Source organism: Streptomyces phytophilus (assembly GCF_013870535.1).
Lineage (GTDB): Bacteria > Actinomycetota > Actinomycetes > Streptomycetales > Streptomycetaceae > Streptomyces > Streptomyces phytophilus.
In genome coordinates this window covers 1-10,051 of sequence record NZ_JACBXC010000104.1, presented here as the reverse complement: position 1 = coordinate 10,051, position 10,051 = coordinate 1, and the positions used below count along the sequence as shown (strand labels likewise).

Below are 10,051 nucleotides of genomic sequence, written 5' to 3'. Positions count from 1 at the left end.
GGGGAGTCCGGGGAGGCGGAGCCGAATCCTTCGCCGTCGGAGTCGAACCCGTGGTACGACCCGCTGGGCCTCGGCGACAAGCTGGGCGACCTGTTCGACCCGGACGACCCGGACGACCCCGAAGCGGAGCCTGACCCCGGTGCCGGGTCGTCCGGCGGCTCGGGGGACGCCGACTCCGGTGCCGGCGACGCCGGTCCGGGATCCGGCGGCGGTACGGAACCGGGGTCGGGCTCCGGCTCCGGTGCCGCCTCGGACGAGGAGCGGCGCGAGAAGGAGAAGGCCGTCCGCGACGCCGCCGAGGAGGCCGGCGCCACCGTGGAGGAACTGGACGACAAGGTACGGGACACGGCCGAGGACCCCGCGGACGGGAAGCCGGACACCGGCGCCGGGGGCGGCGCCGCCGCGGACGGCAAGGAGCCGTTCCCCTGCCCCACCCCCGACCCCGAGGCCCTGGCGAACGCCGAACTGGAGCCCGGGCTGCCGCTGCTGCCCGACGAGCCCTGGCGGCTGGAGAGCACCAAGCTCACCCTCAAGGGGCTGAAGTACCACGGCATCGTCGAGGTGCGGACCTACGGCGGCGCGGTGAAGAAGGTGCTCAAGTACACCGCGGACGACGGGGTGGACATCCGCGACCTGCACCAGACGGTCGTCGGCCCCGGCAGGAACACCTCGCACGTACGGGCCGACGAGGGCAGCACGTCCACCATCCGCAACGGCACGGTGACCATGTACACCGAGGAGCTGAAGGGCAACCTCTTCGGGCTGATCCCGATGACGTTCAGCCCCGAGAGCCCGCCGCCGCTGGACCTGCCGTTCGCCTTCTTCACCGACGTCCAGGTCATCCAGGCCGGTCAGTTCGGCGGCACGCTCACCGTGCCGGGCCTGCAGAACACCATCGAGTAGCGCGGGGCCGCGCCGCTCGGCTCAGTGCTCGCCGCCCAGGTGGTGCACGCGGACCATGTTCGTGGTGCCCGGCACCCCGGGCGGCGACCCGGCGGTCATCACCATCGTGTCGCCGTCGTGGAAGCGGTTGAGCTTGAGCACCTCGGCGTCCACCAGGTCCACCATGGCGTCGGTGTTGTCCACGTGCGGCACGAGCACCGGCTCCACGCCCCAGCTCAGGCAGAGCTGGTTGCGCGTGCTCTCGTCGGTGGTGAAGGCCAGGATCGGCTGGCACGCGCGGTAGCGCGACAGCCGCCGCGCGGTGTCCCCGGACTGGGTGAACGCCGCGAGCGCCCGGGCGTCCAGGAAGTCCGCGATCTCGCACGCGGCCCGGGCCACGGACCCGCCCTGCGTACGCGGCTTCTTGCCCGGCACCAGCGGCTGCAGCCCGCGCGAGAGCAGCTCGTCCTCCGCCGCCACGACGATCCGCGACATCGTCTTGACCGTCTCGATCGGATACTTGCCGACCGACGACTCGGCCGACAGCATCACCGCGTCCGTACCGTCCAGGATCGCGTTCGCGACGTCGGACGCCTCGGCGCGCGTCGGGCGCGAGGAGTTGATCATCGACTCCATCATCTGGGTCGCGACGATCACCGGCTTGGCGTTGCGGCGGCACATCTCGATCAGCCGCTTCTGCACCATCGGCACCTTCTCCAGCGGGTACTCCACCGCCAGGTCGCCGCGGGCCACCATCACGCCGTCGAAGGCGAGGACGATCTCCTCCATGTGGTCGATCGCCTGCGGCTTCTCGACCTTGGCGATCACCGGCACCCGGCGCCCGGCCTCGTCCATGATCCGGTGCACGTCGCCGATGTCGCCGGCGTCGCGGACGAAGGACAGCGCGACCATGTCGCAGCCCATGCGCAGCGCGAAGCGCAGGTCGTCCACGTCCTTCCCGGAGAGCGCCGGGACGTTCACCGCCACGCCCGGCAGGTTGATGCCCTTGTGGTCGGAGACGACGCCGCCCTCGATGACCATGGTGCGCACCTCGGGGCCGCGCACCTCCAGCACCTCCAGCGCCACCGCGCCGTCATTGACGAGGATGCGCTCGCCGGGGGAGACGTCACCCGGCAGGCCCTTGTACGTGGTGCCGCAGATGGACCGGTCGCCCGGCACGTCCTCGGTGGTGATGGTGAACTCGTCGCCGCGCGCCAGCTCCACCGGGCCCTGGGCGAAGGTCTCCAGCCGGATCTTCGGGCCCTGCAGGTCGGCCAGCACGCCGATGGGCCGCCCGGTCTCCTCGGCGGCCTTGCGCAGCCGGTCGTAGCGCTCCTGGTGCTCGGCCTGGGTGCCGTGGCTCATGTTGAAGCGGGCCACCGACATGCCGGCTTCGATCAGCGCTTTGAGCTGCTCGAAGGAGTCGACGGCGGGACCCAGGGTGCAGACGATTTTGGCTCGGCGCATGGCGGCATCCTATCGGTTTGTTCTCGGCCGGAATTATCCCGGTGGCGGGGGCGCCGAGCCGCCCCCGCGGACCAGGTCGCGGGTCTGGGTGGCGATCTCCAGCTCCTCGTCGGTGGGCACCACGGCCACCGCCACCCGCGAGCTGGGCGCGGAGACGACGCGGGGCGCGGAGCCGCGCACCGCGTTGCGTACGGAGTCCAGCTCGATCCCGAGTCCCCCGAGACCGCGCAGCGACGCCTCCCGTACGGCGGCGGAGTTCTCGCCGACGCCGGCGGTGAACGCCAGGGCGTCCACCCGGCCCAGCACGGCGGTGTACGCGCCGACGTACTTGCGGATGCGGTGGACGTACACGTCGAAGGCCAGCGCCGCCCGCTCGTCGCCCTCGGCGATCCGGCGGCCGATCTCCCGCATGTCGTTGTCGCCGCAGAGGCCGACGAGACCGCTCCGCTTGTTGAGGAGCGTGTCGATCGCGTCCGTGTCCATGCCCGCCTCGCGGGCGAGATGGAAGACCACCGCCGGGTCGAGGTCGCCGCTGCGGGTGCCCATCACCAGGCCCTCCAGCGGGGTCATCCCCATCGACGTCTCCACGCACCGGCCGCCGGCCACCGCGGAGACGCTGGCGCCGTTGCCCAGGTGCAGCACGATGACGTGGAAGTCCCCCGGGTCCGCCGGGTCGCGGCCGAGCAGCCGCGCGGTGGCGCGGGAGACGTAGGCGTGCGAGGTGCCGTGGAAGCCGTAGCGGCGGATCGCGTGGGCGTCCGCGGTGGCCGTGTCGAGGGCGTAGCGCCAGGCGTGCTCGGGGAGGGTGGCGTGGAAGGCGGTGTCGAAGACCGCCACCTGCGGCAGGTCGGGGCGCAGCTCGCGGGCGACGCGGATGCCCGCGATGTTCGCCGGGTTGTGCAGCGGGGCGAGCGGGACGAGCTTCTCCATCTCGGCCAGCACGCCGTCGTCGACGAGGACCGGCTCGGTGAAGCGGGTGCCGCCGTGCACCGCCCGGTGGCCGATGGCCAGGAGGTCCGGCGAGTCGAGGCCGTGCCCCGCGGCGGCCAGCTCCTCCCCGACGGTGCGCAGCGCCGCGGCGTGGTCCGGCACCCCGCCGCGGGCCTGCGGCTCGCCGATCCGCTCGACGATGCCGCGGGCGGGGCGGTCGGCGCCGGGAGTCGGGCCCGTCATGTCGATGAGCTGGTACTTCAGCGACGAGGAGCCGGAGTTGAGCACCAGGACCCGGGTCTGCGCGGTCACGGGCGGCCGCCCCGCGCCGGTGCGGCGGTGCCCTGCGCCTGCACGGCGGTGATGGCGACCGTGTTGATGATGTCCTGCACGAGCGCGCCCCGGGACAGGTCGTTCACCGGCTTGTTGAGCCCCTGGAGCACGGGCCCCACGGCGATCGCGCCGGCCGTGCGCTGGACGGCCTTGTACGTGTTGTTGCCGGTGTTGAGGTCGGGGAAGACCAGCACCGTGGCCTGCCCCGCGACCCGCGAGTCCGGCATCTTGGCCGCGGCGACGGTGGCGTCCACCGCCGCGTCGTACTGGATCGGGCCCTCCACCTGGAGGTCCGGCCGGCGGGCCCGTACCAGCTCGGTCGCGCGCCGCACCTTGTCGACGCCCGAGCCGGAGCCCGAGGTGCCGGTGGAGTACGACAGCATCGCCACCCGCGGCTCGACACCGAACTGCGCGGCCGTCGCCGCCGACTGGATGGCGATGTCCGCGAGCTGCTCGGCGTTCGGATCGGGGTTGACCGCGCAGTCCCCGTACACCAGCACCCGGTCCGCCAGGCACATGAAGAAGACGGACGAGACGATCGCCGCGCCCGGTGCGGTCTTGATGACCTCGAACGCCGGGCGGACGGTGGCCGCCGTGGAGTGCGCGGCACCCGAGACCATCGCGTCGGCCAGGCCCTGCTGCACCATCAGGGTGCCGAAGTAGTTGACGTTGCCGAGGACGTCGTACGCCAGCTCCACGCTGACGCCGCGGTGCGAGCGGTACTGCGCGTACAGCTCGGCGAAGCTCTCGCGCAGCGGCGAGACGCGGGGGTCGGTGATCCGCGCCGTGGCCGGGCCGCCCGGCTGCGCCGCCGGGGCGTCCGCGCCGAGCAGCGCCAGGCTCAGCCCCAGCTCCGCCGCGCGCTTGCGGATCGTCTGCTCCTCGCCGAGGAGCGTGAGGTCGCACACCCCGCGCCGTACCAGCACCTCCGCCGCCAGCAGCACCCGCTCCTCCGTGCCCTCCGGCAGCACCACATGCCTGCGGTCGCCCTGCGCCCGCTCGATCAGCATGTGCTCGAACATCATCGGCGTCACGCGCCCGCTCGCCGCCACCGCCAGGCGCCCGGTGAGCTGCGCGGAGTCCACGTGCGACTCGAAGAGGCCGAGGGCGATGTCCGCCTTGCGCGGCGTCGCGGCGTTCAGCTCGCCGCGCAGCCCGACCAGCGCGGCGGCCGTCGGGAACGAGCCCTCGGCCACCGTCAGCAGCGACGTCCCCGGCGCCAGCCGCTCGGCCAGCGCCAGGATGTACGGGCCGGGCCGCTCGTCCAGCGTCAGCAGCACGCCCGCGATGGCGGGCGAGCCCGCCGAGTGCGCGGCCAGCGCGCCGACGACGAGGTCGGCGCGGTCGCCCGGCGTGATGACCATGCAGCCCTCGCTGAGGGCCGGCAGGAACGCGGGGAGCATCGCCCCGCCGAAGACGAAGTCGCGTACGTCGCGGGCCAGCCCGCCCGCGTCGCCCGCCAGCAGCCCGGCGCCGAGCGCGTCCCGTATCTGCGCGACGGTGGGGGCGGCGAGGCCGGCGTCCTCGGGGATGACGTACACCGGCACGGGCAGGTGGGCGCCGATGTCCTCGGCGGCGGCCCGGGCCCGCGGGGCCGCGTCGGGGCCGACGCGGTTGGCGATCATCGCCAGGACGTCGCAGCCGAGGGAGGCGTACGCGCCGTGCGCGTTGCGCACCTCGGCGACCACCGAGTCCCCGGACTGCTCCGCACCGCCGACCACGGGCAGCACGGCGGCGCCGCACTCGTTGGCGAGGCGGGCGTTGAGCGCCAGCTCGGCGGGGATGTTGGTATCCGCGAAGTCGGTGCCGAGGATCAGCACCGCCTCGTAGTCCGCGGCGACCTCGTGGAACCGCTCGACGAGCCGCGCCACCAGCGCGTCCGTACCCTCCTCGGCCTGGAGCGCGGAAGCCTTCTCGTACGTCATGCCGAGCACCCCGGCACGCGGCTGGCTCAGCCGGTAGCGGGCGCGGAGCAGGTCGAAGACGGGGTCGCGGACATCCGCGCCGTCGTGGGCCAGCGGACGGAAGATCCCCACCCGGTCGACCTGGCGGGAGAGCAGTTCCATCATGCCCAGCTCGACGACCTGGCGGCCGTCTCCGCGGCCGATGCCGGCGACGTAGACGCTGCGGGTCACTCCTGCACTCCATCCGTACCGTCCGTCGCGGTCCTGTTCGACCCTACAGCCGTACGGAAGGTGGAGCGCGGCGGCAGGGTGCGACGGCAGGTGCGTCGGCAGGCGCGACGGCGAGGTGACCGCCTGGTGTGACAGAGGGTTAACCGGCTGTTCGGACGGGTGACTCCCGCGGCATGGGAGAATCGGCATCGAGCATGCATGCGACGGCACCGAGCAGGAGAGACATGCGCATCGGAGTACTCACGGCAGGCGGAGACTGCCCCGGCCTGAACGCAGTGATCAGGTCGGTGGTCCACCGGGCCGTGGCCGGTCACGGCGACGAGGTGATCGGATTCGAGGACGGCTTCAAGGGACTGCTCGAAGGGCGGTACAGCAAGCTCGACCTCAACGCCGTCAGCGGCATCCTCGCCCGCGGCGGCACCGTCCTCGGCTCGTCCCGGCTGGAGCGCGACCGGCTCCGCGAAGCCTGCGAGAACACCGAGGAGCTCAGCCGCGAACTGGGCCTCGACGCGCTCATCCCCATCGGCGGCGAGGGCACCCTCACCGCGTCGGCGATGCTCGCCGACGCGGGGATGCCGGTCGTCGGCGTACCCAAGACCATCGACAACGACATCTCCGCCACCGACCGCACCTTCGGCTTCGACACGGCCGTCGGCGTGGCCACCGAGGCGATGGACCGGCTGAAGACCACCGCCGAGTCCCACCAGCGGGTCATGGTCGTCGAGGTCATGGGCCGGCACGCGGGCTGGATCGCGCTGGAGTCCGGCATGGCCGGCGGGGCGCACGGCATCTGCCTGCCGGAGCGGCCGTTCGACATCGGGAACCTGTGCAAGATGGTCGAGGAGCGCTTCGACCGGCACAAGAAGTTCGCCGTCATCTGCGTCGCCGAGGGCGCGCACCCGGCGGAGGGCACGATGGAGTACCAGAAGGGCGAGATCGACCAGTACGGCCACGAGCGCTTCACCGGCATCGGCAACCGCCTCGCCGGCGAACTGGAACGGCGCCTGGGCAAGGAGGCCAAGCCGGTCATCCTCGGCCACGTCCAGCGCGGCGGCACCCCCACGGCGTACGACCGCGTGCTGGCGACGCGGTTCGGATGGCACGCGGTGGAGGCGGTGCACCGCGGCGACTTCGGGCAGATGACGGCGCTGCGGGGGACGGACATCGTGATGGCCCCGCTGGCGGACGCCACCCGGGAGCTGAAGCGGGTGCCGGCGGACAGGATGGACGAGGCGGAGGTCGTGTTCTGACGGGGTGCGCCGCCCCTGTGTCCGCACTGTGACCCGGGGGTCGCAAAGCAGTCCTTAATCCCCGGCGGCGGGTTCGGTAACGTACCGTGCAGAGTCCGCCACCGGGGGACAAGAGGCCGCGCACCGGCGCCAGTTGTTCCCGCCGACCGACCGGGAGCTTCCTGCCATGCGTACACGCACCGCCCTGACGGCCGCCGCCCTCGCGACGGCCGCCGCGCTGACGCTCACCGCGTGCGGCGACTCCGACTCCGGTGACGACGGAGGCACGGAGCAGATCGAGGGCGCGAAGGACTCGTCCTCCGACGCCCCGGAGTCGCCGAAGCCGGAGGAGGGGGCGCCTGAGGGGGCGCCGGATGTGTCGTTGCCGACGGACGTGGAGCTGGTCTTCGACTGGGAAGAGCCGTCGAAGCCGGACCAGGCGGCAGCACAGCGGGATGCCGCGAATTATGTGCGGAGCATCTATAGAGGTGTCGCGGAGCAGGAGCCGAAGGATCCCGCGACGCAGTTCTACGCACGGGAGCAGGCCCTGACCTACGCACGGGATCAGATCCAGGCGTACGTGGACGGAGGACTGACCGCGACGGGGACCGAACGCTATTACCGTGCCGAGGTGCGGAGCTATGGCACGTCGGTCGGGATTTCCTTCTGCGTCGACCAGTCGAAGATCTACGGCAAGAAGGTCAAGTCCGGGGAGGTGCTGCGCACCGAGGAGAGTGCCGCCAGCTACCTGTACTACCAGGTCAGCATGAGCAAGTTCCCGGGCCGGGACGACGCGTGGCAAGCGACGTTGATCGACGTGGAAGGGGAGGCCACGCAATGCCGGGAGTGATTCGGCCAGGCACAGCGGTGATTTCGCTGCTGTGTGCTTTCGGTCTTGCGACGGGTGCGGCGTACGCCGATGCCCCCATCGACCGCGAGACCGGGGCCGGCGCCGACGACCAGGAGATCTGGGCTCGTACGGGCGGTGGCATCCAGTTCTCCGGCGCAGTGAAGGACGAAGGTCAGGGGCCGGGGAACCTCACTCCCACCACCGCCGGCTGGGATCCACCGCCGTGCTGGTACGCCCCTTTTCTCGGTGCCAAGGACTTCAAACGGGTTGCCAAGAAGTCCATTGAGGAGCAGATGGACACGCCAGGTATGCCCGGACACGCGGGCAACGCGCTCCAGCAGTTACTCGACCACTACGAGGACGGCTACAGCTGGCCGAACCATCCGGGGTTCGAGGACTGGAACGTCGCGAACGACGGGGAGGGGATGTTCTGGGCCGGTGTCGAGAACCCGGCCGAGGAGGACGTCCTGGCGCGCGGCGAATGCTCTGAGGTGCCCTTCTGGGTCGACAACGGTGAGCCCGCGCCCGGCTGGGTCGCCGACCAGGCCATCGATCCCGCCATGCTCGCCGAACTCGCCTACGAGCGGATGGTCGTGCCCGACACCGAGGCCGAGCTGCGGCCCGAGGGGGAGCAGACCGTCAACCTTCCCACCTGGGTGTGGCTGGACAGCGCCGAGTTCCGGCCCGTGACCGCGGAGGCCAGGATCCCCGCGCTGGACATGTGGGCGCGGACCACCGCCACCCCCGTCTCCTTGACCATCGACCCCGGTACCGACGACGCCGAACTGCATCCCGGTGGCGGCGAGTGTGCGATGAGCGACGGGGGCGTCGGGGCTCCGTATCGCAAGGGGGACGCCGACAAGGTGCCGCCGTGTGGTGTGACTTATCTGCGGTCCTCCGAGAGCACCGGGCCCTACGACTTCACCGCCTCGGTCACCTGGCAGGTCAGGTGGAGCGCGTCCGACGGTACCGAGGACGAGCCGTTGCCCACCGGGATCATCGAGGCCACGCAGGAACTCGACGTGCGGGAGATCCAGGCCGTCGTGCGGTGACAGCGGTCGTGGCGCCTGGGAAGGGTGGGCGGAGATGACGTTTCGGCAGCATCTGAAGCAGGAGGCGTACCGGATCCTGGATACGTTCCCGGCGGAGCTGAGACCGGAGATCTACGTCGTCGCCCTCCAGATGTACCGCGTCGACCAGGACGCCCGCTTTCCGTACGTGTCCGTCGGCTACAACACCGAGGCGCAGATTCACCGCGAGCGCGAGGCCGCGCGCGGTGAGCTGGATCCGGACGGCGAGGTGCGGTGGAGTTACGCGTACTGGATCCTCGACGGTTTCGAGCGCGTCGGGCACGTGCCCGAGGACCCCGTGGGTACCGCGCTGCACCGCGCGGAGGCGGTGGCGAAGGGGTTGTGGTTCGAGGACGTGGCGCGGTTCTCGGGGCGGTGGGCCGCGGCGTACGACCTGTTGTGTGCGGACTTCGCGGAGGACTGCGTGGACGTGGCCCGGCATCTGCACGAGACGGGGCGCGTCGAGGAGGTGCTCGGGCGGCCGGTGCCGGTGGTGCTGTTCGACATGGACGATCCGGAGGAGCAGATCCCGCTCACGGCTGAGGCGAATCCGCCGGAGCTGGTGGCGGACTACCTGGCGTGGCAGCGGGCGCAGGTGGAGGAGTAGCCGGGGGCGGGCGTCACAGGTCCGTTGCGGTGCGGACCAGTCGTGCCAGGGCCGGCGAGCGGCTGTGCGCGGGCCACACGAGGTGCGTGACGACCTGCGGCGCGTCGCCGAGGGGGACGGCGGTGTGTTCGGCCCACAGCCAGGCGCGGGCGGAGTCGGGGAAGACGGCCGCGGTGCGGCCGAGGGCGATCAGCTGGGCCAGTTGCGTCTGGTCGTGGATCTCGGGGCCCGGGCCGGGGGTGTCGCGGGTCCAGCGGGCGAGCGGCAGGCCGGGGACGTCCGCGATGTCGGCCAGGGTGAGGCTCGTACGGGCGGCGAGGGGGTGGGCCGCGGGCAGGACGGCGATCTGGCCCTCGCTGGTCAGCTCCTCGCTGTCGAAGCCGGCGAGGGAGTTGAACGGCGTGTGCATGAGCGCCACGTCGGCGCGGCCGTCGCGCAGCATCTCCCCCTGTTCGCACGTGCCGCTGGGCAGCACCTCCACGTCGGCGGCGGCCGGTTCGGCCGCGTAGGCGTCGAGGAGCTTGTGCAGCAGTTCGTGGGACGCGGCT

At 72.0% G+C, this 10,051-nt stretch carries 9 protein-coding genes; 5 read left to right on the top strand and 4 right to left on the bottom strand.

The window, feature by feature from the left end; all coding sequences use genetic code 11:
- A partial coding sequence (locus H5J30_RS08600; RefSeq protein ID WP_181786631.1) for a hypothetical protein occupies positions 1-903 on the top strand: 903 nt, incomplete at its 5' end.
- Positions 904-924: 21 nt separating this feature from the next.
- Here H5J30_RS08600 and pyk read toward each other — a convergent pair.
- Genes pyk through pta form a run of 3 tightly spaced genes read right to left on the bottom strand, consistent with a single transcriptional unit; the run spans position 925 to position 5,747 of the window.
- Entirely contained in the window at positions 925-2,349 is a 1,425-nt protein-coding gene (gene pyk, locus H5J30_RS08595; protein WP_181786629.1) for a pyruvate kinase, read from the bottom strand.
- A 33-nt stretch (positions 2,350-2,382) separates the two neighbouring features.
- Positions 2,383-3,591 carry an acetate/propionate family kinase gene (locus H5J30_RS08590; RefSeq protein ID WP_181786627.1) on the bottom strand — a complete coding sequence of 403 codons (1,209 nt, stop codon included), beginning with the start codon at positions 3,589-3,591 and terminating at the stop codon, positions 2,383-2,385.
- Entirely contained in the window at positions 3,588-5,747 is a 2,160-nt protein-coding gene (gene pta / locus H5J30_RS08585) for a phosphate acetyltransferase (protein ID WP_181786625.1), read from the bottom strand. The genes H5J30_RS08590 and pta overlap by 4 nt, the downstream gene beginning before the upstream one ends.
- A 224-nt stretch (positions 5,748-5,971) precedes the next feature.
- Between pta and H5J30_RS08580 the strand changes: the two genes are divergently transcribed.
- The 4 genes from H5J30_RS08580 to H5J30_RS08565 all read left to right on the top strand — a co-directional run bounded on the left by H5J30_RS08580 (position 5,972) and on the right by H5J30_RS08565 (position 9,503).
- The gene (locus tag H5J30_RS08580; RefSeq protein WP_181786623.1) at positions 5,972-6,997 is read left to right on the top strand and encodes a 6-phosphofructokinase; all 1,026 of its coding nucleotides are present in this window, start codon (positions 5,972-5,974) and stop codon (positions 6,995-6,997) included.
- A gap of 166 nt (positions 6,998-7,163) precedes the next feature.
- Positions 7,164-7,826, top strand: coding sequence for a hypothetical protein (locus tag H5J30_RS08575; protein WP_181786621.1), 663 nt, complete (start codon positions 7,164-7,166; stop codon positions 7,824-7,826).
- Positions 7,814-8,878 carry a hypothetical protein gene (locus H5J30_RS08570; protein ID WP_181786619.1) on the top strand — a complete coding sequence of 355 codons (1,065 nt, stop codon included), beginning with the start codon at positions 7,814-7,816 and terminating at the stop codon, positions 8,876-8,878. Before H5J30_RS08575 ends, H5J30_RS08570 begins: the two co-directional genes overlap by 13 nt.
- 34 nt (positions 8,879-8,912) lie before the next feature.
- Positions 8,913-9,503 carry a hypothetical protein gene (locus H5J30_RS08565; RefSeq protein ID WP_258563190.1) on the top strand — a complete coding sequence of 197 codons (591 nt, stop codon included), beginning with the start codon at positions 8,913-8,915 and terminating at the stop codon, positions 9,501-9,503.
- Between the two features lie 13 nt (positions 9,504-9,516).
- Here the strand turns inward: H5J30_RS08565 and H5J30_RS08560 are convergent.
- A partial coding sequence (locus H5J30_RS08560) for a LysR substrate-binding domain-containing protein (RefSeq protein ID WP_258563189.1) occupies positions 9,517-10,051 on the bottom strand: 535 nt, incomplete at its 5' end.

Excerpts from the sequence above, each read along its gene's own strand:
- H5J30_RS08565 (WP_258563190.1), top strand. The coding sequence starts at position 8,913 with ATGACGTTTCGGCAGCATCTGAAGCAGGAGGCGTACCGGATCCTGGAT.
- H5J30_RS08575 (WP_181786621.1), top strand. The coding sequence starts at position 7,164 with ATGCGTACACGCACCGCCCTGACGGCCGCCGCCCTCGCGACGGCCGCC.
- H5J30_RS08580 (WP_181786623.1), top strand. The coding sequence starts at position 5,972 with ATGCGCATCGGAGTACTCACGGCAGGCGGAGACTGCCCCGGCCTGAAC.
- H5J30_RS08570 (WP_181786619.1), top strand. The coding sequence starts at position 7,814 with ATGCCGGGAGTGATTCGGCCAGGCACAGCGGTGATTTCGCTGCTGTGT.
- pyk (WP_181786629.1), bottom strand. The coding sequence starts at position 2,349 with ATGCGCCGAGCCAAAATCGTCTGCACCCTGGGTCCCGCCGTCGACTCC.